General features: G+C 72.4%; 19 protein-coding genes. 14 read left to right on the forward strand and 5 right to left on the reverse strand.

Annotated elements, in window-relative coordinates; all coding sequences use genetic code 11:
- Nucleotide 1 precedes the first annotated feature (1 nt).
- The 4 genes from E3U25_RS18225 to tssH are packed head-to-tail and all read right to left on the reverse strand — an operon-like array spanning nt 2 to nt 5,944.
- Nucleotides 2-973, reverse strand: a complete 972-nt coding sequence (locus E3U25_RS18225; RefSeq protein WP_116221969.1) for a DUF4150 domain-containing protein — start codon at nt 971-973, stop codon at nt 2-4.
- Nucleotides 970-2,034, reverse strand: coding sequence for a 3-oxoacyl-ACP synthase (locus E3U25_RS18230; protein ID WP_116221968.1), 1,065 nt, complete (start codon nt 2,032-2,034; stop codon nt 970-972). Before E3U25_RS18230 ends, E3U25_RS18225 begins: the two co-directional genes overlap by 4 nt.
- A complete protein-coding gene (locus tag E3U25_RS18235; RefSeq protein WP_116221967.1) occupies nt 2,031-3,149 on the reverse strand; it encodes a DUF2169 family type VI secretion system accessory protein in 1,119 nt (372 codons plus the stop codon). The genes E3U25_RS18230 and E3U25_RS18235 overlap by 4 nt, the downstream gene beginning before the upstream one ends.
- 8 nt (nt 3,150-3,157) lie before the next feature.
- Complete coding sequence (gene tssH, locus E3U25_RS18240; protein WP_116222423.1) at nt 3,158-5,944, reverse strand: type VI secretion system ATPase TssH; 2,787 nt, start codon at nt 5,942-5,944, stop codon at nt 3,158-3,160.
- 173 nt (nt 5,945-6,117) lie between these two features.
- On the opposite strand from tssH, the gene E3U25_RS18245 reads away from it, so the two are divergent.
- The 14 genes from E3U25_RS18245 (at nt 6,118) to E3U25_RS18310 (ending at nt 24,325) form a co-directional block, all read left to right on the forward strand.
- Nucleotides 6,118-8,220 (forward strand): serine/threonine protein kinase, encoded by a 2,103-nt coding sequence (locus tag E3U25_RS18245; protein ID WP_116221966.1) that lies wholly within the window; start codon nt 6,118-6,120, stop codon nt 8,218-8,220.
- Between the two features lie 140 nt (nt 8,221-8,360).
- Nucleotides 8,361-9,491: a type VI secretion system protein TssA gene (locus tag E3U25_RS18250; protein ID WP_116221965.1), complete on the forward strand. Its 1,131-nt coding sequence runs from the start codon at nt 8,361-8,363 to the stop codon at nt 9,489-9,491.
- Nucleotides 9,492-9,549: 58 nt separating this feature from the next.
- The gene (gene tssB, locus E3U25_RS18255; protein ID WP_036760983.1) at nt 9,550-10,098 is read left to right on the forward strand and encodes a type VI secretion system contractile sheath small subunit; all 549 of its coding nucleotides are present in this window, start codon (nt 9,550-9,552) and stop codon (nt 10,096-10,098) included.
- Between the two features lie 3 nt (nt 10,099-10,101).
- Complete coding sequence (tssC, locus tag E3U25_RS18260) at nt 10,102-11,616, forward strand: type VI secretion system contractile sheath large subunit (protein ID WP_116221964.1); 1,515 nt, start codon at nt 10,102-10,104, stop codon at nt 11,614-11,616.
- Nucleotides 11,617-11,759: 143 nt separating this feature from the next.
- Nucleotides 11,760-12,248 carry an Hcp family type VI secretion system effector gene (locus tag E3U25_RS18265; RefSeq protein WP_036760978.1) on the forward strand — a complete coding sequence of 163 codons (489 nt, stop codon included), beginning with the start codon at nt 11,760-11,762 and terminating at the stop codon, nt 12,246-12,248.
- 25 nt (nt 12,249-12,273) lie between these two features.
- Nucleotides 12,274-13,020: a type VI secretion system baseplate subunit TssE gene (locus E3U25_RS18270; RefSeq protein WP_116221963.1), complete on the forward strand. Its 747-nt coding sequence runs from the start codon at nt 12,274-12,276 to the stop codon at nt 13,018-13,020.
- Complete coding sequence (gene tssF / locus E3U25_RS18275) at nt 13,020-14,882, forward strand: type VI secretion system baseplate subunit TssF (RefSeq protein WP_116221962.1); 1,863 nt, start codon at nt 13,020-13,022, stop codon at nt 14,880-14,882. Before E3U25_RS18270 ends, tssF begins: the two co-directional genes overlap by 1 nt.
- Nucleotides 14,846-15,877: a type VI secretion system baseplate subunit TssG gene (gene tssG, locus E3U25_RS18280; protein ID WP_116221961.1), complete on the forward strand. Its 1,032-nt coding sequence runs from the start codon at nt 14,846-14,848 to the stop codon at nt 15,875-15,877. The genes tssF and tssG overlap by 37 nt, the downstream gene beginning before the upstream one ends.
- On the forward strand, nt 15,877-17,097 hold the full coding sequence (gene tagH, locus E3U25_RS18285) for a type VI secretion system-associated FHA domain protein TagH (protein ID WP_116221960.1): 1,221 nt from the start codon (nt 15,877-15,879) through the stop codon (nt 17,095-17,097). The genes tssG and tagH overlap by 1 nt, the downstream gene beginning before the upstream one ends.
- The gene (gene tssJ, locus E3U25_RS18290; protein WP_116221959.1) at nt 17,094-17,567 is read left to right on the forward strand and encodes a type VI secretion system lipoprotein TssJ; all 474 of its coding nucleotides are present in this window, start codon (nt 17,094-17,096) and stop codon (nt 17,565-17,567) included. The genes tagH and tssJ overlap by 4 nt, the downstream gene beginning before the upstream one ends.
- A gap of 11 nt (nt 17,568-17,578) precedes the next feature.
- Nucleotides 17,579-18,913: a type VI secretion system baseplate subunit TssK gene (gene tssK / locus E3U25_RS18295; RefSeq protein WP_116221958.1), complete on the forward strand. Its 1,335-nt coding sequence runs from the start codon at nt 17,579-17,581 to the stop codon at nt 18,911-18,913.
- Nucleotides 18,914-18,923: 10 nt separating this feature from the next.
- Nucleotides 18,924-20,318, forward strand: a complete 1,395-nt coding sequence (icmH, locus tag E3U25_RS18300; RefSeq protein ID WP_116221957.1) for a type IVB secretion system protein IcmH/DotU — start codon at nt 18,924-18,926, stop codon at nt 20,316-20,318.
- On the forward strand, nt 20,319-23,852 hold the full coding sequence (tssM, locus tag E3U25_RS18305; RefSeq protein WP_116221956.1) for a type VI secretion system membrane subunit TssM: 3,534 nt from the start codon (nt 20,319-20,321) through the stop codon (nt 23,850-23,852).
- Nucleotides 23,834-24,325, forward strand: a complete 492-nt coding sequence (locus tag E3U25_RS18310) for a TagF domain-containing protein (protein WP_116221955.1) — start codon at nt 23,834-23,836, stop codon at nt 24,323-24,325. The genes tssM and E3U25_RS18310 overlap by 19 nt, the downstream gene beginning before the upstream one ends.
- On the opposite strand, the gene E3U25_RS18315 is transcribed toward E3U25_RS18310, so the two are convergent.
- The gene (locus tag E3U25_RS18315) at nt 24,312-26,663 is read right to left on the reverse strand and encodes a type VI secretion system Vgr family protein (RefSeq protein ID WP_116221954.1); all 2,352 of its coding nucleotides are present in this window, start codon (nt 26,661-26,663) and stop codon (nt 24,312-24,314) included. The genes E3U25_RS18310 and E3U25_RS18315 overlap by 14 nt on opposite strands.
- Between the last annotated feature and the right edge of the window lie 42 nt (nt 26,664-26,705).

Here is a 26,705-nt window from a genome sequence, read left to right on the forward strand (position 1 = left end):
GTCAATTCCTCAACTGGGTATTCAGGACGTCCTGCGTCGACGGCTGGCTGGTCGAGCCGTCGGCATTCTGCTTGGGCTTGGCCACGCTTTGCAGATAGGTCACGATCACCACCTCGATGCATTCCAGCGCGGCCTTCTTTTCTTCTTCCGAGGTGGGCGGTTGCAGCTTGTCATGGTGATCGCCATAGGCTTGCTTGGTCTCGTCCAGCGCCTCGCGCACGGTCGGCTTGGGGCTCTTCTTCAAGAGATCGCGGTTGGCCTTGGACTTCATCGGATGCGGCGCCCCCTTCATGCTGCCCGCGCCGCTTTTGGGGCTGCCATCGGGGTTCAGGTTGAAGGAGCGCATGCAGATGCAGGGCGCCTTGTCCACATGATAGCCAGGAAAGGCGGCATAATTCGTGCCGCCCCGCGATTTCTGCATCATCTGGTTTTCCAGCGGATGCTCGGACTGGTCGGGATGCTTGCAAGGGGACTTGCCATGTTCGTGCAGCTGCATTTCCAGCTTGTTCAGCAGCGTCACGCAATCGGCAAAGGCTTGGTTCGCCGCGCAGATCTCGGGGAAAGGCGGCGTCTGCCCGCCGGGCGAAGCGTGGTTGTGCGTGGCGAGGTCGGAAAAGCGGATCACCGGCTCGCCGTCGAATTTCACGTCGTTCGACCACGAGGTGAAGTATTTCTTGCCGGTGTTCTTCGAGGTGATGATGCCCTTTTTCGCCGCGCAGCCCGCCTCGGTCCCCGAGGTGCGGCTGACGTCGGACTTGTTCTTGATGTTCACCGTCTTGCCGCAGATGAACACCGTCCCGGTGCCGTTTTCCGTGTCCGAGGCCATGCCGAAGCTGGGATAGGGCACCGGCACGCCCGGCGGCGTCGCCGGGTTCTCGGGCGGGGTGAAGCAGGTGTCGGGAAAGGCGGCGATGGTCTGGGCGTTGACCGCCTTGCCGCTGATCTCCAGCCCGTTGGCGAAAACCCCGCTCATCGTGCCGCCCCCGTGGCAAGGCGATCCTCGGCCGAGACGCGCCGGGCGCCGCCGCGCGCTTCGTGCAGCACCGCCGCCCCGCAGGCGCCGTCGTCGCCCGAGGCATCGACCAGCACCGGCGAGCCCGGCGCATAGCCCCTGCGCACGGCCGCCAGCGCCATGCCCAGCATGGCGGGCACCACGGCCGCGCCGATATTGCCCAGGCTCTCGGCCGGGCTCCACAGGTCCTGGAAGGCCGAGCGGCCGCGTTCCAGGCGCAAGGTCATCAGCGCCGCCTGGCGGAAGAAATGCTGCTCGCCCGGCAGGTCCGAGATGCGGTATTCGACATGGGCAAGGTCGGTCTCGGCCTCGGCCAGGGCGGCGCGATAGGCCGCGGCCATGCCGTCGCCGCGCAGGGGCAGGTCCGCGCCGCCCTCGCCCCGGCCGTTGCCCAGGAAGGCCACCTCGCGCGCCAGACCCAGCCCGGTCAGCCGCAGGGCGCCGCCCGGCCCCAGCAGCACCGCCGCCGCCGCCTCGCCGGGAATGAAGCCGTCGGCATTGCCATCCTGGAGCAGCCGCTCCAGCCCCGCGTAATGCGCCAGCGCCGGCCCGGTCAGGTAGCTGTCGAGCCCCAGCAGGATCACCCGCCCCGCCTGCCCCGCCGCGATCATGCGCCGCGCCCGCTCCAGCCCGACGAAGCCCGAGGGCCGGCCATGCGCCACCACATGCGCCCGCCGCTCGGGCAGGCCGAGAATCTGCGACAGCATCCGCAGCAGCGCCGAGGGATCGGGCACCGGGCGGCCGGGGCGGCCCTCCTCGGCCAGGCACAGGATCAGCGCGGCCTCGGCCGCGGCGGGTTCCTGGCGCAGAATGTCGGCCAAGGCGCCGGCGGCCAGATGCGCCATGCGCCGCTGGCCGATCCAGTTGCGTGGCAAAGGCACCGGCGCGCCGATACGCCAGCCGCCGGGTGCGGTAAAGCGCGTCTCGACGAACCCGTCCAGCCGCGCCCGCATCGCCGCCGCCGACGAGGCCCAGTCCAGCCCCACCGCCGTGACCATGCCCGCCGCCAGCACGCCGATCATGGACCGTTCCCCCCGTCCGCGCCCCCGCCCCCGCCCTCGCCCAGAACGGCCGCCAGGCGGATATAGCCGCGCCCCTCGCGCTCGGCCCGCAGCATGGCGGCGGTCGGCGCGCCGATCCAGGCGCGCGAGAACTCGGCGATGGTGCGGCGGATCGGCACCTGCACGCGCCAGCTCAGCATCAAGACCCGCGCCTCGGCGTCGATGGCCAGCGTGTCGGGCAGCGCCACGGTGTCGAGGCAGCAGTCGCGCCCGTGCCAGACCCGGAACGGCAGCCGGGTGTCGGGCAGGCGGAACGCCTCGCGCCCGCGCGGGGTCAGATGCACCAGCACCACCGGCGTAAAAGGCGCGGGCGGCACGATCTGCTGGTCGGGGGGCGCCATCTGGTAGTAACGCTCGTCGAAGTCCCGCGGCAGGAAGGGCGCGGTTTCCGCCACCCAGCGCTCGTCATAGGTGCCGCCATAGGGCAGGCGCAGCGGCCAGCCGCGCCCGTAGGGCCCCAGCGCCATCGGCTGCCAGTCGCCATAGGGCGAGGTGATCTCCTGCCCCGGCGCCTCGGTATTGGGCAGCGCGAGGCCCGCCGGACTGCCGCCCGAGGCGGTGGCCCAGCCCAGCCCCACCGGATTGGCGGCATGGACCGGCACGTCGGGGCCGGGCGGACGGCTGCGGTCGGGCCCGCCAAAGGCGGTATCATAGGAAAACGGCATCCGCGTGAAGGGATAGGGCCGGGTCGCGGCAATGGCCGGCCCCAGCGTGCGCCATTCGCGCTGGCCGACCACGTCGAACTGCTTGGACCAGTTGCCCACCGCCAGCCCCACGCGCAGCCGCTCGACCGGGCGGGCGCCGGGGGCATGGGCGGCGCCGTTCAGCACCACGTCGCAAAGGGGCTTGCGAAAGGCGAAATCGCTTTCCCAAAGCGGTGCGGAAAAGCCCGGCGCGCCGGTATATTCGTCGGCCATGACCAGCGGGCGCTGGTCCTGAAGCGGCAGGGGCGGGTCGCTTTCACGCTCGGGAAAGGCGAAGCTGCCCTTGACCACCAGCAGCATGTAGGGCTGCCCGGCCACGTCCATGCCGGTCCCCATCTGATGGGGAAAGCCGGTCTGGTCCAGGATCTGCACGGCACGCCTCAGTCCAAGGCATAGGCAAAGCCGTCCGGCCCGCCGGTCACCGTCACCCTGCCGATGCCGCGCCCCTCCAGCCTGGCGTCCAGCACCCGGCGGCTGAGTTCGGGCAGGATCGCGCCGGTCAGGATGGCGTCGACCATGCGGCCGCCCGATTCGACCTCGGTGCAGCGGGCGCGGATCTGGTCCATGACGCCCGTGCCGATCACCAGCTCGGCGCCATGCGCGGCGGCCAGCCTGCGGCCGATGCCGGCCAGCTTCTGCCCGGCGATGGCCTCGATCATCGCATCCGAAAGCGGCAGGTAGGGGATCGTCACCAGCCGCCCCAGCAGCGCCGGGGGAAACACCTTCAGCAGCGGCGGGCGCAGCGCGGCCGACAGGCTGTCGATCTCGATCCGGCTGCGGCCGGCATCGGTCAGCGCCATGATCTCGTCGGTGCCCACGTTCGAAGTCAGCAGGATCAGCGTGTTGCGAAAGTCGATCCGCCGCCCTTCGCTGTCGTCCATCATCCCCTTGTCGAAGACTTGGAAAAAGATCTCGTGGACGTCGGGATGGGCCTTTTCCACCTCGTCGAGCAGGATCACCGAATAGGGCCGGCGCCGCACCGCCTCGGTCAGCACGCCGCCCTTGCCATAGCCGACATAGCCGGGCGGCGCGCCCTTGAGGGTCGAGACGGTATGCGCCTCCTGGAACTCGCTCATGTTGATGGAGATCAGGTTCTGCTCGCCGCCGTAAAGCGCATCGGCCAGGGCCAGCGCGGTCTCGGTCTTGCCGACGCCCGAGGGGCCGCAAAGCATGAAGACGCCCATCGGCTTTTCCGGCGCGCCCAGCCCGGCCATGCCGGTCTGGATGCGGCTGGCGATGGCGGCCATGGCATGGTCCTGCCCGACCACGCGCTGCGCAAGCAGGCCGGCAAGGCCCAGCGCACGCTCGGTCTGGCTGGCCAGCATCCGGCCCAGCGGGATGCCGGTCCAGTCCTGCACCACCGCCCCCACCGCCAGCCGGTCCACCGAGGGCAGGATCAGCGGCCGCTCGCCCTGCCGCTCCGCCAGCTCGGCCATCTTGACGCGCAACAGCGACAGCCGCGCGGCCGGGTCAGGGTCCGGGGTTTCGGCATCCGCATCACCGGACAGCGCGGCCGCGGCAGGCGCATCGGGCGCAGCCTCGGCAGATGCCCCCTCGGCGGCGATTTCCGCGGCCTCGCCCCCGGCTTCCGCCCCGGTCTCGTCCAGCGCCATGCCCTCGCCGCGCAGCTCGGCCCGCAGCGAAAGGATGTCGGAGACCAGCGCCTTTTCCGCCTCCCAGCGTTCCAGCGCGGCGGCGCGCTCGGCCTCGGCCGCGGCGCGGGCGGCGTCGTTGGCGGCCTGGCGCTCGGTCGTGTCGATGCCGATGGCGGCCTCGCGGGCGATGATGCCCGCCTCGATCTCCAGCGCCTGCAGGCGGCGCTCCAGATCCTCCAGCTCCGCCGGCGTCGCGTGCTGGCTGACGGCGACGCGGGCGCAGGCGGTGTCGAGCAGGCTGATCGCCTTGTCCGGCAATTGCCGCGCCGGGATATAGCGATGCGACAGCGAGACGGCCGCGCCGATCGCCTCGTCCAGGATCTCGACCCGGTGATGCCGTTCCAGCACGCCCGCCACGCCGCGCAGCATCCCGACCGCGGCGGCTTCCGAAGGCTCCTCGACCTTCACCACCTGGAAGCGCCGGGTCAGCGCCGGGTCTTTCTCGATATGCTGTTTGTATTCGGCCCAGGTGGTGGCGGCGACGGTGCGCAGCTCGCCCCGCGCCAGCGCCGGTTTCAGCAGGTTCGCGGCATCGCCCGTCCCCGCCGCGCCCCCGGCGCCGATCAGCGTATGCGCCTCGTCGATGAACAGGATCACCGATTTCGCCGAGGCCTGCACCTCGTCGATCACCGATTTCAGCCGCTTCTCGAACTCGCCCTTGACGCTGGCGCCGGCCTGCATCAGCCCGATGTCCAGCAGCCACAGATCGACCGCCGCCAGCTGCGGCGGCACGTCGCCGCGCGCCAGCCGCAGGGCAAAGCCCTCGACCACGGCGGTCTTGCCCACCCCGGCCTCGCCGGTCAGGATCGGGTTGTTCTGCCGCCGCCGCATCAGGATGTCGATGATCTGGCGGATTTCCGGGTCGCGGCCGACCACCGGGTCGATCTTGCCGGCGCGCGCCCGCTCGGTCAGGTTGGTGGCGTATTTCGCCAGCGCCCCTTCGGGCGGTTTCGGCACATTGGCCGGCGCGGGCTCGGGCGGGGCCGCCGGTTCGGCCTCGGCCGAACCGGCCAGGATGCCGGGCAGGTCCGGCGCCATGCGGTCGGGGTCGATGCGGCCGAATTCCGGGCTGATGCGCAGCAGCAAGCCTTCCAGCACCGGGGTCTTGAGGCAGGCGACCAGGATGTCGCCCGAGCGCACGCGGTCGGTGCCCCGCTCCAGCGCCGCCAGCGTCCAGCCCTCCTGAATGGCGTGGAAGATGTGGTCGGAAAACTCCTCGACCGCGCTGGCCCCGCGCGGCAGGGCGTCGAGCGCGCGGGCCAGGTCGCCCTCCAGCCGCGCCGCATCGACCCCGGCCGCGGCGGCGATCAGCGCCAGGTCCGAATCCGCCGCCCCCGCCAGCGCGGCGATGAAATGCACCAGCTCGACATAGGGATTGCCGCGCGCCTTGGCGTTGCGCGCCCCTTCGGAAAACGCCCGCAGGCACAGCGCATCCAGCCGGCCGACCAGTTCCTTGCGCTTGACGGTTTCTCGGGATCCTCTGGCGGGGGCGCGGGGCGTCACGGTCGTCATCCTGGCCATCCTTGCAAAGCTGGCAAAAGAACCGGAGCGATAAAACGGGCTTGCCAGGGGCAGGCTCGGGGGGAAATGATCCTGGGGGAAAGTGTATTTCAAAACCGCGGCTTTCGGAAATCTTTTCGCAAGGAGCCGGCCATGGCCAGCCTGCCGCAAAAGGGAACGTCGCCATGATCCCGGCCCTGCCGGGGGACATCTTCCGCGAGGGCCAGGTGCTCAACAACACCTGGGCCGTCGAGGGCGTGCTGGGCCGCGGCGGCACCGGCGAGGTCTATCGCGCCAAAAGCCTCGTCACCGGCCGGGTGGTGGCGATCAAGGCGCTTTCGGCCGGCTTTTCCGGCGACGAGGGCTATCTTGAGCTGATGCGCCGCGAAGAGGCGATGCGCGACATCCTGCACGACGCCGTGGTGCGCTACAGCGACTGCTCGCGCACGCCCGAGGGCCATGTCTTCCTGGTCATGGACTTCATCGACGGCCCGGCGCTGTCCGAGGTGATGGCCGAACGCAGGCTGGGCACGCGCGACTTGCTGATCGTCGCGCATCGCGTGGCCGAGGGGCTGGTCGCCGCCCATGCCCGCGGCGTGGTGCATCGCGACCTGTCGCCCGACAATGTCATCCTGCGCGACGGCCGGGTCGAGGGCGCGACGGTGATCGACTTCGGCATCGCCAAGGACACCGCCGCCGGGGCGCATACCGTGGTCGGCAACCAGTTCGCCGGCAAATACGAATATGCCGCGCCCGAACAGTTCGACGGCAAGGCCGAGCCGGCCAGCGACCTTTACGCGCTCGGCGCGCTGCTGCTGGCGGCGGCGCGGGGCGAGGTGCCCTTTGCCGGCGCGACGCCCGGCGAAATGATCCGCCGCAAATCCGAGCCCCTGGACGTGACCGGCCTGCCCGAACCGCTGGCCGGGCTGATCCTGTGGCTTTCGGCGCCGCGCATCGGGGAACGCGCGCCCTCGGCCGCCGCGGTGGTGGCGCGGCTGGACGCGCTGCTGAAGGGGGCCGAGGCCGCGCCGGCCCGCAAGGGCGCCGCGCCGCGCCCGCAGCCGGCGCGCAAGGCGGGCGGCGGGCGGCGCTGGCTGGTCCTGCTGCTTCTGGCCGTGGTGCTGGCCGGCGGGTTCCTTGCCGCAAGGCCGCTGCTTTTCCCCGCCCTGCCGCTGGTCCAGCCCTGGCGGCTGGAGGCGGCGGGGGGCGATGCGCCGCGGCTGTCCGGCCCGGCGCCGGATGCGGCCAGCGCCGCGCGGATCGCCGCCGCCTTCGCCGCCGCTGCCGGCAGCAGCCCGCCGCAGGACGCCCTGGCCCCGGCGCGCGGCATGCCCGCGCCCGGCTGGGCCGAGGCGGTCGAGCGGCTTTTCCCGCAATTGCAGGGCTTGCAGGACTGGACGGTGCTTGTCACCGACCTGCGCGCCGAGATCGCCGGCAGCGCCCCCACTCCGGCCGAGCGCGACGCCATCGCCGCCCGGCTGGCGGAATGGGCGCGGGCCTCGGGCATGGAGCTGGTGCCGCGGCTTGCCGCCGGCCCCGCCCTGCTGATGCCCGCCGATCTGGACGCGCTGCTGGCCGGCGCCGCCCGCTGCGGCCCGCTGACCAGCGACCTGCCCCAGGGCGGTGCCCCACCCGGCGCCGGCGTCGCGATCCGCGGCGCCCTGCCCGATGCCGCCGCCGCCGCGGCCCTGGCCGAGGCGCTGCGCCCGGCCCTGGGCGAGCGCGCCCTGCGGCTGGAGACCGAGACGCTGAGCCCCTCGCTTTGCCGGATCCGCGCCGCGGCGGCGGGCCTGCCCGAGGGCGGCATCGGCATCCGCCTGTCCGAGGCGCGCCGGCCCGAGCCCTCGCTGACCGGCATCTATCGCCCCGGCGACAACCCGGTCGCGGACGTGCTGATCCCCGCCGAACTGGCCGCGACGCCCGGCGCCGAGCTTTGGGTCGCGGTCGAGGAAACCGGCAAGGTCTTCAACGTTCTGCCCAACATGGCCGACCAGGAAACCCGGCTGGACCGCATCGGCCAGCCCGAAGGCGCGCTCAGCCGCGTGCGCGTGCTCTGGCCCGCCGGGGATGCGGGCCTGGGGCCGGGACGCATCGCCTTTCGCGTGAACGACCGCGATTTCGGCAAGGCGGGGATCTTTGCCTTCGTCACCCGCGGCCCGCTTTTCGACGAACGCCGGCCGGGCGACGAATCCGCCGACGCCTTTGCCGAGGCGCTGGCGGCGCGGCGCGCGGCCGATCCGCAGCGCATCCTGGCCGCCACCCAGCGCATCCTGGACCTGCGGCCCTGACCGCGCCAAGGCCGGGGGCACGCCCCAGCCAGGGGGCACCGCCGCCGATCCGCAGGATTTCATTGCGCAAAGCCGCAGTCCATGAGATGATTTTCCCATTTCGAGAAGAACATAATGCGGCCTTTGAAAAGGTTTCCCCTATGTTTCTCGCTCCGCTCGCCGTGCCGGATTCCGCCGGGTTGGATCTTCGCAACGACATGAGGTTTCTGGCGCTCGAAAGGGCGCTGGACGGGGCCTCTCGGGCGGCACGGGCCGAACAGCTGGCCAAGGGCAATACCGGCGACGTGGCGCTGGACTGGGCGCATCTGCTGGACGAGGCCGAGGCGCTGGCCCAGGCCGGCCGCGACCTGCGCCTGCTGGTCGTCGTGGCGCGGATCATGACCAACCTGCGCGGCGCGGAAGGGCTGGCCGAGGGGCTGGACCTGCTGGCCGAGACGCTGGAAACCTGGTGGGACCACCTGCATCCCGCCCTGCGCGAGGGCCAGCTGGTGCGCGAGGCCGCGCTGCGCCGGATCAACGCGCTCTACCAGATCGAGAATGCCGATGCCGGCATCCTGGGCGATCTGGAGTTCAACACCGTGCTGGTCCCGCGCGGCCTGCCCGCGGTCTCGGGCGGGGATCTGGCGGCGGGGGCGGTCACGGCCTCGGTGCTGGCGGCCGAGGGGCCGACGGGGCTTTCGGCCGCCGAACAGGCCGACCGCGCCGCCCGCCATGACGCCAGGGCGACGCGGGTGCTGACCGCCTGCCGCGCCCTGCGCGACACCGAGCCCGAGGCGGTGGCGCAGCTGGAAACCGGGCTTGCGGCCGCGCTGGCGGCGCTGGCCCGGCTGGAGGCGGCCCTGGCCGCGCGCATCGGGGACGACCCGCCGACCCGCTTCCCGGCGCTGCGCCGGATGCTGGAGCGGATGGCGGCGACGCTGGCCAGCCCCGAGGCGCAGTTCAGCCGCCCCACGCAGCCGGCAGCGCAGGCGCAGGCCAATGCGCCTGCAGCACCGTCCGCGCCAACGCCCGCCCCCGCGGCCGTTGCCACCGCGCCCGCATCGGCAGGCCTGCCGGCAAGGCTGGCCTCGCGTGCCGAGGTCGCGACCTGTCTCGACCTGATCATCGATTTCTACGAACGCAACGAACCCGCCTCGCCTTTGCCGCATCTGGCGCGGCGGATGAAGAAGATGGTGCCGATGAACTTCCTGCAGCTGATGGAGGAACTGGCGCCGGGAGGGATGAAGGAATTCCGCAATGTCGCCGGAGTGGCCGAGGACAAGGGACGCTGACGGCAGGGCGCAATCGGGGCCGGCGCCGCGATGGCGCCGCGACAGGGAGTAACCCGCGATGAGCGAGAGCAAGGCCAAGGTAATCGAGCGCAATCGCGCCCCCAGGGTGCAGATCGCCTATGACGTCGAGCATTACGGCAGCCCGACCACCATCGAACTGCCCTTCGTCATGGGGGTGATGGCGGATCTGGCGGGCAAGTCCACCTCGCGCGAGGCGCAGAAGCCGCCCGCCGAACGGTCCTTCGTCGAGGTGGATGCCGGCCGCTTCCCCGCCTTCATGGAGGCGCTTTCGCCCCGCGTCACCGCCCGCATCCCCAACCGCCTGCCCCGCAAGGAGGGCGAGGAGGCCGGCGCGGAGGAAGAAGAGATGTTCGTGGACCTGACCTTTCGCAACATGGGCGATTTCGCCCCCGACCGCATCGCCGAGCAGATCCCCGAACTGGCCGAGCTGATGAAGATGCGCCGCAAGCTCGAGGAACTGCTGAGCTACATGGACGGCAAGGCCAGCGCCGAAAAGCGCATCGCCCAGCTTCTGAACGACGAGCCGCTGCTGGCCCGCGTCGCCGAGCAGGCGGTGGCCCCCGGCGGCGACGGGACGGAGGGCTGAGCCATGGCCGAACAGGAACTCAAGGGCACCGAAACCGCCGCCGAAGCCGAGGCCGTCGACCTGGACGAATTCGGCACGCTTCTGGAAAAGGACTTCCGCGTCAAGGAACAGGACGACAGCGCCAAGTTGCGCGAACTGGTCGCGAACCTGGCCCTTGCCGCCCGCGAAAAGGCCGGCAGCGCCACGATCTCCGGCAATGCCGTGCGCTCGATCAAGTCGCTGATCGCCGGCATCGACGAGCTGCTGACCACGCAGATGAACGAGGTGCTGCACGCCCCCGAGATCCGCCGCATGGAAGGAAGCTGGCGCGGGCTGCATTACCTGGTCAACAACACCGAAACCGACACCATGCTCAAGATCCGGGTGCTGAACATCACCAAGGACGAGCTTGCCGACCAGCTGGAGGATTTCGAGGGGCAGATGTGGGACCAGTCGCCCATGTTCCGCAAGCTCTATACCGAGGAATATTCCAGCTTCGGCGGCGCGCCCTTCGGCAGCATCGTCGGCGATTACGAATTCAGCCACCACCCGCGCGACGTGGGGCTGCTGCGCAACCTGTCGGGGATCTGCGCCTCGGCGCATGCGCCCTTCATCGCCGCGGCCTCGCCCCGGCTGTTCCGCATGGAAAGCTGGCAGGAACTGCCCAATCCGCAAGACCTGAAGATGGTCACGTCCTCGCCCGACTACGCGGCCTGGCAAAGCCTGCGCGAAAGCGAGGACGCGCGCTATATCGGCCTGACCCTGCCGCGGGTGCTGGCGCGCCTGCCCTATGGGCCGGACACCATCCCGGTCAAGGGCTTCGACTTCCGCGAAGAGATCGACGGCAAGCACGACCATTACGTCTGGATGAACGCGGCCTTCCCGATGGGGGTGAACATCAACCGCAGCCACAAGCTTTACGGCTGGGGCAGCCAGATCCGCGGCGTGGAATCGGGCGGCGCCGTCACCAACCTGCCGGTGCATACCTTCCCCAGCGACGACGGCTCGGTGGTGATGAAATGCCCGACCGAGATCGCCATCGACGACCGGCGCGAGCATGAGCTGGCCAAGCTGGGGCTGATGCCGATCCTGCACCGCAAGAACACCGATGTCGCGGCCTTCCTGGGCGCGCAGACCCTGCAGGATTGCGAGGCCCGCGCCGGGCGGCTGGTCGATCCCGACGCCCAGGCCAACGAGCGGCTGTCGGCGAACCTGCCCTATCTGCTGCCGGTCTGCCGCTTCGCGCATTACCTCAAGGCCATCGCCCGCGACAAGATCGGCACCTTCAAGGAACGCGCCGACATGGAGGTCTGGCTGTCCGAATGGATCAACCGCTACGTGCTGGCCAATACCGCCATGGCCGACGACAAGGCCAAGGCCAAGCGGCCGCTGGCCAAGGCCGAGGTGCAGGTGGACAGCGTCGAGGGCCGGCCCGGCTATTACGCCGCCCGCTTCTACCTGCGCCCGCATTACCAGCTGGAAGGCATCAACGCCTCGCTGCGGCTGGTTTCGGAGCTGCCCTCGGTCAAGGGGCCGTGACGCGCTTTGCCCAGGGGCCGCGGCGGCCCCTGCGGCGCCGGGCCGGCGGGCGCCAGGGCGCGCGCGGCCCCCGACGCGGCCCCGACGGGCCCCGCCATGTCTGAAACCCGGCTTGCCGAACAGGCCGAACAGGGAGATGTGAGATGGCTTTCACCGGATACCTCAAGATCGACGGCATCGACGGCGAATCGCGCCGGGCCGATCACGAAGGCGAAATCGACATCTGGGGCGCCGACCTGAAGGCCGAGCAGAAAAGCTCGGCCGCGACCGGGTCTGGCCGCGTGCGCGGGCGCGCCACCGTCAGCGACCTGACGCTTTACAAATGGTATGACGCCGCCTCGCCCTACCTGGCGCTGGCCTGCATGCAGGGCAAGGCCTTCGAGACCATGACCTTCACCGTCCGCAAGGACTCGGGCGAGGCGCATCTGGACTACCTGACCATCACCATGACCAATTGCCTGATCTCGTCCTATTCGATGAGCCAGAACCAGCCCGCACCCGAGATCGACACCATCGCCGAGCAGATCGGCATCTCGTTCGAGAAGATCGCCGTCAAATACGTCGTCCAGGCCGACGACCATTCGAAAGGCGACGAGCATGAGGTCGAATACGACCTGATGGCCGCCAAGTGACCGCCCCGAGGCGCGCAGGATCGCCATGGCCAGCCCCGCCCCCGACCGCCCCCGCACCGCCACGCCCCTCCAGGCGCGGCGCGAGGAGGTGCAGCCGAGCCTGTGGGACCGGCTGATCGACGACCTGCCCGCCATGACGGCCGAGCTCGCCCGGCGGGAGGCGGCCCTGGCTGCCCGCCACGGCCCCGCCCGGCTGGCGGCGCTGCTTGCGGGCGAGGGGCGGGACGGGCTCGACCCCGACCAGGCGCGCGACCTGGCGGCGCTGGCGCAATTGCAGGCCCGCCGCGCCGCCCTGCAGGAACGCGGCATCCTGGTCACGCCCGAGGTGCTGCGCGAGGCGGTGCGCCGCGACATCGAGGATCTGTTCGGCATCGAGCGGCTGGAGGTGCGCTATCTGCTGACCCCGGCCGAGCGCCGCACCGCACCCCCCGGCATCGCCGGCGGCGCCGAGGATCCGGCCGAGATGCTGGCCGATTTTCCCCATGTCCGCGCCTCGGTGCTGAATTACGGCGTCCCGGCCTTTGCCGGGCGGCGCGCGGGCGATTTCGACCACGAGGCGCTGGCGCGCGAATTGCGCGAGGTGCTGGCGGTGTTCGAGCCGCGCCTGCGCCGCGACACCATCCGCGTCACCGTCCAGCCCGGCACCCGCACCGGCCTGCGCGTGCGCATCGAGGGGCTGCTTCTGATGGCCCCCGCGCCCGAACGGCTGCGGCTGCTGACCACCATCGACCTCGACACGGGCGCCGCCGCCACGGTGCTGGAGGAGGGCTGATGGACCGCGCCTTCCTTGCCGCCTACGAGGCCGAATTGGACCATATCCGGGTGCTGGCCGGCGAATTCGCCGCCCTGCATCCCAACGTGGCGCGCAACCTGTCGCTGGACGCCCTGCCCTGCCCCGACCCCTATGTCGAGCGGCTGCTGGAGGGCGTGGCCTTCCTGGCCGCCCGCACGCGGATGAAGGTCGAGGCCGAGGGCCAGCGTTTCGCCGCCGGGGTGCTGGATGCGCTTTGGCCCGACCTGGCCGCGCCGGGGCCGGCCATGGGCATCGGCGTGCTGCAGCCCGGCCCGCAGGTGCAGGCCATGGCGGCCGGGCATCCGGTGCCGCGCGGCAGCCGCTTCACCGCCGCCGTGCGCGAAGGTCTGGCCACCCGCGCCACCTATGCCACCGCGCAGGCGGTCACGCTCTGGCCGCTGGCGCTGGCGGCGGCCGATTACCTGCCCGACCGCGGCGCGCTGGCCGCCGCCGGCCTTGCCGCGCCGGGGGCCGAGGCGGGCATCCGCATCGGCCTGCACGCGACGGGACCGGCCGCGCTGTCAGCCTTGGCGCTGGATAGGCTCGACCTGTGCTTTGCCGGCAGCGCGCGGGCGGGGGCGCTGTTCGACGCCATCTTCGGCAGCGGCCTGGGCGCGCTGGCCCGTCCCGCCCGGCCGGGTGCGCAAGCGCTTTCCCTCGGCCGGCCCGGCCTGGTGGGCACCGGCGACGACGAGGGGCTGACCCCGCGCCTGCGCCCCAGCTTCGAGGGGTTCCGGCTGCTGCGCGACTATTTCCTGATGCCGGAACGCTTTCACTATCTGCGGCTGGAGGGGCTCGCCCCCGCCGCCCGGCAATGCGGCGAAGGCGTGGCGCTGGAGCTTGCCGTGCCGCTTTCCCGCCCCGAGCCGCTGCTGGAGGGGCTGGGCCGCGACGATTTCCGGCTCTTCGCCGTGCCGCTGGTCAACCTGTTCGAGAAGGAATGCAATTTCGTCGAACTCGACGCGCGGGCCACGGCGCATCCGGTCCACCCCGACCGCGCCCGCACCCGCGACTTCGAGGTCTATCGCCTGGTCCGCGTCGCCGATGCCGACCGCGAGGGCGCGGACGGGCTGCTCTGCCCCGCCCATGCCCCCGAGGCGCCGCGCCATCCCGGCCCGCTCTGGTGGGCCGAGCGCCGCCCCCGCCGGCCGGCCACCGACGAGATCCGGCGCGGCCAGATGCGCAGTTCCCATGCCGGGCACGACCTGTGGATCTCGGTCTCGCGCGCCGGGGACTGGATGCCGCGCCGGCTGGACATCCGCGCGCTTTGCACCAATCGCGACCTGCCGATCCTGGACGACACGCCGCGGCTGACGCCCGAGGGCGGCGAGCCGGTGATGCGGGTGGATCTGGTCGGCCCGATGCGCCGGCCGCAACCGGCGCTGGCGGGCGCGCCGCCGATGGCCGGACAAAGCGGCGCGGCGGGGCTGGACGAGCTGACCTGGCGGCTGGTGGCGCAGCTTGCCTCTGGCCATCTGTCGCTGGCCGAGGCCGGGCGCGACGGCGCGCCGCTTTGCGCGCTGCTGGCGCTTTACGCCGACCGCGGCGATCCGCGGCTGGCCCGCCACGCCCGCGCCGTCGCCGCCGTCGCCAGCCGCCCGGTGATCGAGCGGCTGGACCTGCCCGGCCCGCTGGCCTTCGGCCGCGGCACCGAGATCACGCTGGAAATCGACGAGGCGCCGCTGGCCGGGGCCAGCCGGCTGCTTTTGCCGGCGCTGCTGGACCGGCTGTTCGCCCGCCACGCCTCGGTCAACAGCTTCGTGCGCACCCGCACCCGCCTTGTGCAGAAACAGGAGGAGATGTCATGGCCGATGCGGCCCGGCCTGCGCCCCAGGATCTGACGCCGGAGACTCCCCCCGGCATCGAGGCCTTTGCGCTGATGCGCCGGCTGGAATCGCCCGGCCGCCGCTTCGGCCATGCCGGCGGCCCCGAGCAGGAGCCCGCGCGGCTGGGGCAAGAGATCCGCCTGGGTCCCGCCGCCTGCGAGGTCGCGCGCTTCAGCCCCGCCGAAGGCGACGCCCCCGCCCGCATCGCGCTGGAGATCACCGGGCTTTTCGGCCCCGAAGGCCCGATGCCGCTGCACCTTAGCCGGCGCATGCTGGAACGCATGTCCGAACGCTGGTTCGCCGGCTCCGCCCTGCCGGAACCGGGGGCGGATCGCGCCTTCCTGGAGTTCTGCAACCTGCTGCAGCACCGGATGATGGCGCTTTACTACCGCGCCTTTGCCGAGGCGCAGCCCGCCATCGCCGCCGACCACGGGCGCGAGGGCCGGCTGGCGGCGATGATCGCGGCGCTGGCGGGCCTCGGCCTGCCCGGCATCGCCGAAGCGCTCGACGATCCTGCGCCGGTCCTGCGCCACGCCACCGGGCTGGCCAGCCAGGTCCGCAGCCCCGAAACGCTGGCCGCGCTGCTGTCGGACCTGCTGGACACGCCGGTGCGGGTGGTCGAGTTCGTGCCCTATTGGCAGGACATCCCCGCCGCCCTGGCCAGCCGCCTTGGCCGCGCCCATGCCGGGCTGGGCCGGGGCGCGATGCTGGGGCCGCGGGTCTACCAGCCGCAGGCGCGGGCCGAGATCACCGTCGGCCCGCTGGGCCTTGCGCAATACCGCCGGCTGGCCGAGGACGGCCCGGAACGGGCGGCGCTGCGCCGCCTGCTGCGCTTTGCCATGGGCGAAGAGATCGGCTTCGACCTGCGGCTGGTGCTGGCCGCGCCCCAGGTGCCGCCGCCCCGGCTGGGCGCGGGCATGGCGCTGGGGCGGACCGGCTGGCTGGGCGACGGGGCCGCGCGGGACCGCGACGACCTGCGCCTGCCGCTGGACGAAAGGCAGGCCGCCTGATGACCCTGCGCCTCACCGTCCTCACAAGCCCCGTTCCCCAGCCCCGGCCCGAGCTGCGGCTGGAGGGCGGCCGGGCGGTGCTGGGGCGCGAGCCGGGCTGCGACTGGCAGATCGACGACCCCGAGATGTTCGTCTCGCGCCGCCATTGCATCGTCGAGGCCACGGCCGAGGGCTGGACCGTCACCGATACCAGCTCGGGCGGGCTGTTCATCGACGCGGCGGCCGAGCCGCTGGGACCGGGCCGCAGCGCCGCGCTGTGCGACGGGATGCGGCTGCGGCTGGGCGACGTGACGCTGGGCGTGGCCGTCGAGGCCGTGGCGGGGGCCGCAGCGGCGGCGCCCGCCGATCCGGGCATCGGCATCGACCCGTTCTTCGCCCCCCGCGATCCGGCGCCGCCACCGCCGCCGCGACCCTCGGAACTGCCCGAGCCCTTCGAGCGCACGACCGGCCGTTTCGCGCCGCCGCAGCCGCCATCGCCGCCGCCCGGCTTCGACGATCCCTTCACGCTGGACCCGCTGCCGGCCGCGCAACCGGCAGCCCCGCCCCCACCGGGCGACGACTGGAGCTGGGGGCCGTCCGGCGCGACACCGCCCCAGCCCGATCCCGCGCCCGTCGTGGAGACCCCTGCACCCACGGCCCCGCAGCCGCAATTCGACGCGGCCGCCGCCTTCCTGCGCGGCGCCGGGCTGGACCCGTCGGGCGCCGAGGGCGTGGACCTGGAAGCGCTTGGCCGGCGCTACCGCATGCTGGCCGAGGGGCTGGTCGCGCTGCTGCGCGCGCGGGCCGAGGAAAAGGGCTCGCTGCGCGTCGCCCGCACCACGCTGGGCGCAGCCCAGGTCAACCCGCTGAAATTCCTGGCCATGCCCGACGAGCAGGTGGCCGCGCTGGTCGCGCCCCGCGGGGCGGGCTACCTGGACCCCGACGCCGCCATCGCCGAGGCGTTCCGCGACCTTGCCGACCACCGGATGCGCAGCTGGCACGGGCTGCAGGCGGCGCTGCGCCGGATGATCGACCGCTTCTCGCCCGAGGCGATCGAGGCGCAGCTGGCCGATGCCGGGCTGCTGCGGGCGCTGCTGGCGGGCGGGCGCTCGGCGCTGCTCTGGGACGCCTATGCCGCCCGCTGGGCCGAGATCGCCCGCGCCGCCGAGGATCGCTTCCTGGGCGAGGTCGGCGCCGAATTCCGCGATGCCTACGAAACCCCTGACAGGAGCGAGCCATGACCACGATCTTTCCCCTATTCACGCGCCGGGCCACGCTGGCCGGGCTTGGAACGCTGGCGCTGACGGCGGCCTGCGGCGGGCCGCAGGGGCCCGGTTCGGTCAACCTGGCGATGTCGGCCGCGGCCGGGGTCAATCCCGGTCCCGACGGCAGCGACCGGCCGCTGACTCTGCACATCCTGCAATTGCGCGGCACCGCCGGCTTCGACGCCGCCGACACGCTGGCGCTGCAAGACCCCGCCGCCGCCCTGGGGGCCGACCTGGTCAAGGCCGAGACGGTCACGCTGGCCCCCGGCGGCAGCGCCGAAAAGGCGCTGGTGCTCGACCCGTCGACGACGGCGGTGGCGGTGGTCGCCGGCTATCGCGACCCGGCCGGCAAGAACACCCGCGCCAAGGCCGCCGTCTCGCCCACCGGGACCGCCAGCTTCACCGTCACCGCCGGGCCGGGCGGCGTCGTGATGGCTCCAGCCTGAAGGGAAAGCGCATGACCGAAGGCAGCCGCGTCGTCTGGTCCGAGGGCCTGTTCCTGCGCCCGCAGCATTTCCAGCAGCAGGACCGCCATGCCGCGGCCCAGCTGCGCGCGCTGCTGCGGACGCGGCCGCGGCAGGCATGGGGCTTTGTCGCGCTGCGGCTGGATCCCTCGGCGCTGGAGGCCGGGCAGGTCGCCGTCGCCGAGGCCGAGGGGCTGTTTCCCGACGGCACCGCCTTTCGCATCCCGGCCGAGGCCCCGGCGCCGCCGCCGGTCACGGTCGGCCGCGCGACACCCGCCGGCGCGGTCCTGCTGGGCGTGGCGCCGCGCCAGCCCGGCACCGCCGCGGTCGATCCCGCCCATGCCGAGCCGGGCGGTGCGCGCTGGCGCGGCGAATGGGCCAGCCTGCGCGACGAGATCCGCGGCGGCGCCGAGCCGGCCGAGGTCGAGATCGCCCGGCTTTCGACCCGGCTGATCCTGCCCGGCGAGGCGGTGCAGGGCGCCGTCACCCTGCCGCTGGCCGGGATCGAGGGGCTGGCCGCCGACGGCCGCGTCGTGCTGGCCGAGGGCTGGCTGCCTCCCGCGCTGACGCTGGCCGCCGTGCCCTGGTATGGCGGGCTGCTCAAGGAACTGGTCGGCGGGCTCGACCGCATCATCGAGGCGCAGGGCGGCATGGTGCTGGGCGGCGCCGGCCGCTCGGTCGAGAACCTGCTGATCCTGGAGCTGGCCAATGCCGCCCGGCCGCGGCTGCAGCACCTGCTGGCGCAGAACCTTGCCCACCCCTCCGAGCTTTTCGCCGACCTGGCCGAGCTGGCGGGGCGGATGGCGACCTATGGCTCGTCCACGCGGCGGCTGTCGCCGCTGCCGGAATATGACCATGCCGACCCGCAGCCGGCCTTCGCCGCACTGGCGGATGCGCTGCGCTCGCTGATCCTGTCCCTGCGCCATGTCGAGCCGAAATCCCGCGCCCTGCCGGTGGCGCGCCACGCGCAGAACGTCTGGAAGGTGCGCATCGACAATCCCGAGATCCTGCAAAACAGCCGCATCGTGCTGCGCATCGGCTCGGACATGTCGGACGAGGGCTTGATGCAGCTGTTCACCCGCCAGGTCACCGTGGGCGCGGCCGATGAGTTCGAGGCGCTCTGGACCTCGCGCCTGCCGGGCATCCCGCTGCGGCCGCTGCATTCGCAGCCGCGCGAGATCCCCTATGACGGCGACCGGCTGTGCCTGGAGCTGGACCGCAAGTCCGAGCATTGGGCGCGGCTGCAAGCCTCGCCGGGCTTCGTGCTGGGCGTGTCGGGCAAGCTGGACCGCGAGCCCGAAATCGACTGCTACGCGGTCAGCAGGTAGGGAGCGGGGGATGGGCGACCAGAACGATCCCTTCGGCCTTGGCGACCCCGGCCGCACGCGCATCCGCCCGCTGGGCGCGGGCCGGCCGCAATCCCAGCCCGCTTCGCCCGGCCCCGTCCCCGCCGCGCCGCGCCCCGCCTGGCAGGCCGCCGCCGATCCCGTCGCACCCGAGGCCGCGCCCCATGCCCGGCGCGGGCGGGCGCATCCCAACCCGCTGGTCGCCGCCCATGCCACGCTGCTGGAACTGGCGCCCGAGCTTGAGCGCGCCAATCCCCCCGCCCGCCCCGAGGCGCTGCGGGCGCGGCTGCAATCGGTGCTGGTCGAGGGGCGCGACGCCTCGGTCGCCGCCGGCGTGCCGCTGAGCCGGGCCGACCAGGGCGCCTGGTTCGTCGCCGCCCTGCTGGACGATCTGGCGCTGAACACGCCCTGGGGCGGGCAGAGCGACTGGCCCCGCCAGCCCCTGGTGACGCAGATGACCGGCGAGGTCGATGCCGGCACCCGCTTCTTCGACCGGCTGGAGGCGCTGATGCGCAACCCGGCCGGCGAACGCGACCTGCTGGAGCTGGCCTGGCTGTGCCTCTGCCTGGGCTTTCGCGGCAAGTATCGCGTGCAGGGCGGCGCGGGCGAAGGCGCGCTGGTGGCGCTGCGCGCCCAGATCGCCCGGCTGCTGCGCGACCCCGAACGCGAGGCCATGCCGCTGGCCCCGCATGGCGCCGGGGTGATCGCCCCCGACACGCCGCGCCGTTTCGCCGTGCCGCTGTGGACGCTGTGGCTGGGGGCGCTGGGGCTGGTCCTGGCGATCCATACGGGCCTGTCCATGCATCTGTCGGGCAAGGCGGAAAGCCTGTTCACCCAGGCTGCCGCCCTGCCCCCGGCCGAGCGCGCCACGATCTTCCGCCCGGTCCGCCAGACGGTCGAGCCGGCCCCCGAACTGCCGGCGACGGTGATCGACCCGCTGCTGCCCGCCTTCGAGGCCGCCCTGCCCGCCGCCCTCCGCCCGGCGATGAAGGGGCGCGAGACCTCGGGCCTTGTCGTGCTGGTGGTGCAGGCCAGCGACCCCGAGGTGTTCCGCTCGGCCAAGGCCGCCCTCAACCCCGCCTATCAGCCGCTGGTCGAGGCCATCGGCAGGACCGTCGTCGCCAACGCGCACCGCATCGGCGCGGTCGCGGTCAGCGGCCATACCGACAACGTGCCGGTGCAGCGCAGCAACCCCTTTGCCTCGAACCAGGGCCTGTCCGAGGCGCGGGCCGAGACCGTGGCGCTGGCGCTGGCGGCGGCCGGCGTGCCCGCCGAACTCATCCGCGCCGAAGGCCGCGCCGACAGCCAGCCGGTGGCCGACAACGCCACCCGCGACGGCCGCGCCCAGAACCGCCGGATCGAGATCCGCATCGAAAAGAGGCAATAGATGCGCATCTTCAAGGCCATGTTCCGGTTCCTCCTGTCCCGCGGCTTCTGGACCTTCGTCGGGCTGGCGCTGCTGGCGGCGGCGATCTGGTTCTACGGCCCGCTGGTCTCGGTCGGCGAGGCGGCGCCGCTGGAAAGCGCCGAGGTCCGCGCGCTTTGCCTGGGCGCCATCCTGGTGCTGTGGCTGCTGATCCTGCTGCTGGGCCAGATCCGCGCCGCGCGGCGCAACCGCATGTTCGTCACCGAGCTGGCCGCGCCGCCGCCCCTGCTCGACGCGCCCGATGCCGCGGCCGAGATCGGCGGCAAGTTCCAGGAAATCCTGGCCACGCTGGCCCGATCCCGGCTGAGCAAGCGGCGCTTCCTGCGCGAGATGCCCTGGTATGTCATCATCGGCCCGCCCGGCACCGGCAAGACCACGGCGCTGCGCCAATCGGGGCTGAACTTTCCCATCGCGCTGAACGACGACCTCAAGGGCGTCGGCGGCACCCGCAACTGCGACTGGTTCTTTACCGAAACCGCCGTGCTGGTCGACACCGCCGGCCGCTATACCGACCAGTCGAGCGAGCCCGAGCGCGACGCGGCGGAATGGGCCGGCTTCCTCGACCTGCTCAAGAAGCATCGCGGCCGGCGGGCGCTGAACGGGGTGATCGTCGCCCTGTCGCTGGACGAGCTGCTGGGCCCCGAGGACGCGCTGCGCCGCCACGCGCGCGAGATCCGCAAGCGCCTGACCGAGATCGGCGAGCGTCTGGAGATGCAGCTGCCGGTCTATCTGATGCTGACCAAGGCCGACCGGCTGCCGGGCTTCGAGGCGTTCTTCGGCGCGCTGACCTCGGCCCAGCGGGCGCAGGTCTGGGGCGCCACCCTGCCCGTCGACGCCCTGCCCGAGCCCGAGGCGATCACCCGCGAGTTCCGCAGCCTCGCCGCCGTGCTGGAGGGCCGGCTGGACGCGCGGCTGGCCGAGGATGCCGACCTGCCGCAGCGCGCCGCGATCTTCCGCTTTCCGGCCGAGTTCGAGCGGCTGGAGGCGCCGCTGCGGCTGTTGATCGACACCGCCTTCGGCGAAAGCCGCTACGAGCAGGCGCCCTGGCTGCGCGGCTTCTACCTGACCTCGGCCACGCAGGAGGGCTCGCCCCTGGACCGGATGCTGGCCGGGATGGCGGCGGGCTTTGGCCTGGCGCCCGCGCCCATGCCGCATCGCATGATGGGCGAACGGCGGTCCTTCTTCCTGCACGACCTGCTGGCCGGGGTGATCTTTGGCGAGGCGGGGCTGGGCCTTTTCGATCCGCGCGCCGAAGAGCGCCGGACATGGATCTGGCGCGGCTCGGCCGTGGCGGCGGCGCTGCTGGTGCTGCTGGCGGGGCTGGGGTTCCTGTTCAACACCATGCGCCAGTCGGGCGCCGTCGCCGACCAGCAGCGCCTGCTGGCCGACCTGTCGGGGCGGCTCGCCAACGCCGCCTCGCGCCAGGCCCCGACCGAGCCGCTGGACCTGCCCGTCGCGCTGGACGCCATGACCGAGATCGAGGCGGCGCGGACGCCGGTGCCCGGCGGGCCCTTGGCGCTGATCGGCCCCTCGGCCGCGGCCGAGATCGAGGGCGCGGCCCGGCTGGCCCGCGAACGCGGGCTGCGCAACCTGCTAGAGCCGCGCATGGTGGCCTTTCTGGAAGCGACGATGTGGCGGCAGATCCGCGACCCGGATTTCCTGCTGGGCGCGCTAAAGGCCTATCAGATGCTGACCGGGCTGGGCCCCTATGACCGGGCCTGGCTGGCGGAATGGTGGCAGGAGGTGCTGCCCCGCTTTGCCGCCGAGACCCCCTTCCCGACCGAGGCCGCGCGCGCCTGGCAACTGGCGGCATTGGACCGGCTGGGCGGCGACGAAAGCCGCATCCAGGCCGATCCGCAGCTGGTCGAGGCCGCCCTGCAGGCGGTCTGCACCGTGCCCTTGTCGCTGCGCAGCTATCGCGCGCTGATGTCCGAGCCCGAGATCGCCGCCCTGCCCGACTGGATCCCGGCGGAAAAGGCCGGGCCGCTGGCGGGGCAAGTGCTGACGCGGCTGTCGGGCCAGACCCTGCGCCAGGGCATTCCCGGCGCCTTCACCTGGCAGGGCTTTCACGCCACGGTGCTGCCGATGCTGCCCAGCATGGCCGAGGCGGCGCTGAACGACCGCAAGGTCTTTGCCGGCGGCTGCGCGGAAAGCGCCGATGCCTCGGCCGCCTCGCTGCAGGCCGACATGATGAAGCTTTACCAGGACGATTTCATCAACGCCTGGGAAGGCTTCCTGCGCGACGTGCGGCTGGCGCCGATCCCCGACCTGGCCACCGCCACGGCGAACCTGAAGGATCTGGCCAGCCCCGACAGCACGCTGAAGCGGCTGCTGAACGCCGTCGTCGCCGAAACCGACCTGGCGCGCCCGCCCGAACAGGGCGACAGCCCCGAGATCAATCCCGGCGTGCTGAAGAAGGTGGCCGGCAAGCTGGGCCTTGGCGCGGCGGCCCGGATCGGCACCAAGGTCGCCGCCGCCGCCGCCCGCCGTCCGGGCGAGCCCGAGCCGCCGCCGCCGGGCGCCGAGATCGCCCGGCATTTCGCCCCGCTCAAGGCCATCGTCGCCGAGGTGGACGGCAAGCCGCCGCTGATCCTGGATGCCGAGACCGCGCTGGGTGCGCTGTCCAAGGAGCTTTTGACCGTGCAGGCCAGCCCCGATCCGCAGGCGGCGCTGCTGTCGCGCGGCGGGCTGCCGCAGCTGACGGGCGACCTGCGCAATGTCGCGGCCACCCTGCCCGACCCGGTCAACGCCTGGCTGGGCGCCATCGCCGGCGACACGATCAGCGTCACGCGCGAGGCGATCCTGGCCCAGCTCAACGCGCGCTGGCGGGCGGACGTGCTGCCTTTCTGCCGCGCGGCGACGGGCGGGCGCTATCCCTTCGTCGCCGATTCCGCCATCGACGTGACGGTCAGCGACTTCCAGCAGCTTTTCGGCCCCGGCGGCCGCTTCGACGGCTTCACCAACGAGACGCTGGCGCCCTATGTCGACAGCAGCGCCCGGCCCTGGCGCTGGCGGGCCGACCTGGGGCTGGACGCGCGCACGCTGGCGCCGTTCGAACAGGCCCGCGCCATCCGCGACGCGCTGTTTCCGGGCGGCGCGGGGCCGGTCATGGCCTTTACGCTGGAGCCCAAGGACCTGACCCCGAATGCCGCGCGGGTGACGCTGAACGTGGACGGGCAGAGCCTGGTCTATTTCAACGCCGCCGCCCGGCCGATGCCGATGACCTGGCCGGGCAAGGACGGCACCAACCTGATCTCACTGAGCTTCACCCCCGTCGATGGCACGGGCGAGGCGATCAGCACCGAAACCGGCGCCTGGGCCTGGCTGCGGCTGGTGCGCAAGGCCGGGCTGTCGCCCACCGCGCTGCCCGAGGTCTTTGGCCTGCGGCTGGGCATCGGCCCCTATGCCGCCCGGTTCGAGCTGCGCGCGGCCTCGGTCGAGAATCCCTTCGACCTCAGCATGTTCGGCGCCTTCCGATGCCCGGAAGCGTTCTGACCGCGCAGGCGGGCTTCTGGGGCAAGCTGCCGGCGCGCGGCGATTTCGTCGGCCGCGGCCTGCCCGAACCGTTCCGCCACCGCTGGGACCGCTGGGCCGCGGCGCATCTGGCCGGGCGCGAGGGCTGGCCGCCGGGCGGGCTGCGGCTGCGCATCGCCTCGGGCGGGCGGGCGGCGGCGGGGCTGGTGCTGCCCTCGGCCGATGCGGTGGGGCGGCGCTTTCCGCTGGCGCTGTTCGTGCTGGCCGACGGCCTGCCCGGACCCGAGGCGCTGGAGCCCTGGTGCGATGCCGCGCTGCAAGCCGCCGCCACGCCCGACCCCGATGCGCTGTGGCAGGCGCTTGCGGCCCTGCCCGCGCCGGCCGGCAATGCCGAGGCGCCGCCGCTGCTGCTGTGGCGGCGGGGGGGTGCCGCGCTGGCCGCCGACCCCCAGGCGCCGGAGCCTGCGCTGGCGGCGATCTTCAGTTCAGGTTGACCTTGGAGCCCTTGACCGAGGTCTCGCCCGAGGCCTTCACGTCGATCTTGCCCGAGCCCTTGATCGTGATGTCCTTGCCCTCGATGGTGATGGTGCCGTCCTTCTTCAGCACGATGGCGGCCGAGCCGCAGGTCAGCGCGATCGAATCCGCCGCCACGACGGCCAGCGCCGCGCCCACGTCCAGCCCCATCTTGCCGGCGACCTTGTGCAATTCATCCGCGCCGACCGTGGTGGCCCGCTTGCCGGCGACGTCCAGCGACGAATCGCCGCCGACCTTCTCGACCCGGTTGCCGCCCGCCTTGTGGCTGCGGTTGCCGCCGACCTCGACGGTCTCGTTCCCCGCCACGTTGGTCGAGCGGTTGCCGCCCACCTTCCAGCCGTCATCCGAGGAGATGGCGTGATTCTGCCCGGCCAGAACCGTCACGCCGCGCGCGCCGACGATGGTGTTGGTCTGCGCCGCGCCGACATTGCGCGTCTCGGTCGCGGCCACGCTGTCCACCCGCGCCGCCTTGACGGTGACGGTCTGCACGCCGCCCACGGTCTGGCTGTGCGCGCCGTCGATGGCCTCGGTGGAACTGGCGGCGACATGGATCGTCTCGGTCGCGCCCACGTCCAGGCTGCGATGGCCGCCGACCTTTTCCGTATCGTCCACCCCGATCGAGACCTGGCGGTTCGCGCCGATGGTGGTGAACTTGTCGTTGCCCACGCTTTCGCGCCGGTCGTTGCCGATGGACTGGGTGGCGTCGTTGCCGACATCCTCGATCCAGTCATGGCCGATGCGGCGGGTCTCGTCGTTCTTGATCAGCTCGTTATGGTCCTTCTGCGCCTGGAAATACACCTCCTCGGCGCCGGCCTTGTCCTCGAAGCGCAGCTCGTTCCAGCCGCCGCCGCCGGGCGAGCTGTTGGATTTCCAGCCCGATTGCGTGGCATTGCCGGGCAGGCCATAGGGCGGCACCTGCTCGGCGTTGTAGACCCGGCCGGTGACGATGGGACGGTCGGCATCGCCGTCCAGGAAATCGACGATCACCTCCTGCCCGATGCGGGGGATCTGGATGAAGCCCCAGCCCGCCCCGGCCCAGGCCTGGCTGACGCGGACGAAGCAGCTGGAATGCGCATCGCGCCGGCCCTTGCGGTCCCAGAAGAACTGCACCTTCACCCGCGCATGTTCGTCGGTATAGATCTCGGCCCCCGCCGGGCCGACCACCACGGCAGTCTGCGGCCCGCGCATCGGCCGGCGCAGCGTGCGGCGCTCGGGGCGGAAGGGGATGCGCGCGGGCGCGCAGACCAGCCGGACGTGATAGCCCAGCGGATCGCGCCCCTCCTGCCCGGCGCGCTGGCCGGCGCGGACCTGGTCGTCCCACATGCGATAGCGGGCGGACAGCACCAGGTGGCGGTCGTTTTCCGCCTCGCGCGGGAAACCCGCCAGGGTGAAGCTGCGCCCCGGCCCCAGCGGCCGGGCGGTGCCCTCGGCCGCGACGCGCTCGAAGGCGGCCTGCGCCTCTTCCAGCCGGATGCCGGCCAGGCGGTCGCCGCGCCCCAGCTCCAGGTGCCGGCCGGGATAAAGATAAGCCTCGCGCCGGTCGCCGGCATGGCCCTCGGGCCGGCTCGCCGTCGCCATCAGGTCCGAGGACGGTTTCAGGAAATCGTAATCGGTCTGCGCGAAGCCGCCGATCCGCACCGAGGCGCGGGGCACCCAGCCGGTCAGGTAGTCGCCTTCGCGCGGCGCGCTGGGGCTGTCGGGCTCATAGGCGATCTCCCCGGCGCCCGGCGCAGGCTTCATCGCCGCATTGGCATCGGCCAGCACGGTGACATGGCCGTCCTGGGAATGCTCGAAGAAATAGAAGATCCCCTCCTCCTCCATCAGCCGCTGGAGGAAGTCGAGGTCGCTTTCCTCGAACTGGACGCAATAGTCGCGGGGCGGGTAGCTGCCCTCCAGCCGCTTGTCCAGCACCACGTCGGGATAGGCGCGCAGCACCTCGTCGATGATGTCGGGCACCGAGAGGTTCTGGAAGATGCGGTTGTCGGTCGCCAGGCTCGCGAACCACAGCGCCGGGCGCAGAAGCAGCCGGTAGAAGGCGAAATCGTCGCGAATCTCGGCCAGGCCGAACTCGGCGACATGGCCGTCGAAATGCCGCGGCTCGCTGTCCTCGGGGCCCTTGACGGCAATGGTGGCGCGGGTGCCCAGCACGTCGGCCGCCTTCACCTCCAGCGTCTTGGCCGACAGGCGCAGCTCGAAGGCGAAGGGGGCCGAGACCTGCTCCTCGCCCTCCATGCGCTCGAAGGTGACGGGCTCGCCTATGGCGGGAATGGCGACGGTGATCTCGCGGGCGGATGACATGCTGACCTCCTGCCGATTGCCGGGCCCAGTATGACGCAAGCC

It is taken from the genome of Paracoccus versutus, assembly GCF_029909795.1.
Lineage (GTDB): Bacteria > Pseudomonadota > Alphaproteobacteria > Rhodobacterales > Rhodobacteraceae > Paracoccus > Paracoccus versutus.

What these genes read in the sequence shown, in the direction of transcription:
- icmH (WP_116221957.1), top strand. Translation starts at nt 18,924, where the DNA reads ATGGGCGACCAGAACGATCCCTTCGGCCTTGGCGACCCCGGCCGCACG.
- E3U25_RS18230 (WP_116221968.1), bottom strand. Translation starts at nt 2,034, where the DNA reads ATGATCGGCGTGCTGGCGGCGGGCATGGTCACGGCGGTGGGGCTGGAC.
- E3U25_RS18315 (WP_116221954.1), bottom strand. Translation starts at nt 26,663, where the DNA reads ATGTCATCCGCCCGCGAGATCACCGTCGCCATTCCCGCCATAGGCGAG.
- tssM (WP_116221956.1), top strand. Translation starts at nt 20,319, where the DNA reads ATGCGCATCTTCAAGGCCATGTTCCGGTTCCTCCTGTCCCGCGGCTTC.
- tssC (WP_116221964.1), top strand. Translation starts at nt 10,102, where the DNA reads ATGGCCGAACAGGAACTCAAGGGCACCGAAACCGCCGCCGAAGCCGAG.
- E3U25_RS18225 (WP_116221969.1), bottom strand. Translation starts at nt 973, where the DNA reads ATGAGCGGGGTTTTCGCCAACGGGCTGGAGATCAGCGGCAAGGCGGTC.
- E3U25_RS18245 (WP_116221966.1), top strand. Translation starts at nt 6,118, where the DNA reads ATGATCCCGGCCCTGCCGGGGGACATCTTCCGCGAGGGCCAGGTGCTC.
- E3U25_RS18265 (WP_036760978.1), top strand. Translation starts at nt 11,760, where the DNA reads ATGGCTTTCACCGGATACCTCAAGATCGACGGCATCGACGGCGAATCG.
- tssK (WP_116221958.1), top strand. Translation starts at nt 17,579, where the DNA reads ATGACCGAAGGCAGCCGCGTCGTCTGGTCCGAGGGCCTGTTCCTGCGC.
- tssF (WP_116221962.1), top strand. Translation starts at nt 13,020, where the DNA reads ATGGACCGCGCCTTCCTTGCCGCCTACGAGGCCGAATTGGACCATATC.
- E3U25_RS18310 (WP_116221955.1), top strand. Translation starts at nt 23,834, where the DNA reads ATGCCCGGAAGCGTTCTGACCGCGCAGGCGGGCTTCTGGGGCAAGCTG.
- tssB (WP_036760983.1), top strand. Translation starts at nt 9,550, where the DNA reads ATGAGCGAGAGCAAGGCCAAGGTAATCGAGCGCAATCGCGCCCCCAGG.
- tagH (WP_116221960.1), top strand. Translation starts at nt 15,877, where the DNA reads ATGACCCTGCGCCTCACCGTCCTCACAAGCCCCGTTCCCCAGCCCCGG.
- tssG (WP_116221961.1), top strand. Translation starts at nt 14,846, where the DNA reads ATGGCCGATGCGGCCCGGCCTGCGCCCCAGGATCTGACGCCGGAGACT.
- tssJ (WP_116221959.1), top strand. Translation starts at nt 17,094, where the DNA reads ATGACCACGATCTTTCCCCTATTCACGCGCCGGGCCACGCTGGCCGGG.
- E3U25_RS18250 (WP_116221965.1), top strand. Translation starts at nt 8,361, where the DNA reads ATGTTTCTCGCTCCGCTCGCCGTGCCGGATTCCGCCGGGTTGGATCTT.
- E3U25_RS18270 (WP_116221963.1), top strand. Translation starts at nt 12,274, where the DNA reads ATGGCCAGCCCCGCCCCCGACCGCCCCCGCACCGCCACGCCCCTCCAG.
- tssH (WP_116222423.1), bottom strand. Translation starts at nt 5,944, where the DNA reads ATGACGACCGTGACGCCCCGCGCCCCCGCCAGAGGATCCCGAGAAACC.